This is a genomic window from Dietzia sp. IBK-p2-15D, assembly GCF_057773105.1.
Genome location: NZ_JBYMTK010000114.1, coordinates 1 through 439 on the forward strand (window position 1 = coordinate 1; position 439 = coordinate 439).

Below are 439 nucleotides of genomic sequence, written 5' to 3' on the forward strand. Positions count from 1 at the left end.
ATTTCCACGGGACCTGTCACGCCGCCCCGCATGTCCGTCCTCTGTCATGATTGAAGGCGTGTCCGACCTACCCCGCACCTCGTCCCGCGGGACCCTCGGGCTCGGGGGGCATTCCTCCCACCTGTCCGCCACCCGGGGCAGCGAGCGGGTCACCACCGCCATCTCCGCGTAGTCGACGCCGGGTTGCGAGGTGTACCTCAAGGTCGAGGGCCTCAACCCGACCGGATCCTTCAAGGACCGGGGCATGACGATGGCGGTGACGGATGCCAAGGCGCGGAGGAGTCGGAAGGTGGGCAGATCGGCTCCCCTGGTCTGGTTGACGAGGGTGACAGTGCTGCCACGGTGTCGGAGAGCGCGCGCTCCGACGCCCCCCCTGGAGGTCCCGTGCAGCGTCGGGGGCCAACGGGTACTCGATGGTGCTCAACTCGACCCTGCTGCT

The 439-nt window shown here is 68.6% G+C and carries 1 pseudogene; it reads left to right on the forward strand.

Annotation, left to right across the window (positions count from 1 at the left end):
- Window positions 1-181 precede the first annotated feature (181 nt).
- Window positions 182-292 (forward strand): annotated as a pseudogene (locus AC3DEV_RS17130) (pyridoxal-phosphate dependent enzyme); the annotation flags it as partial.
- Window positions 293-439 lie beyond the last annotated feature (147 nt).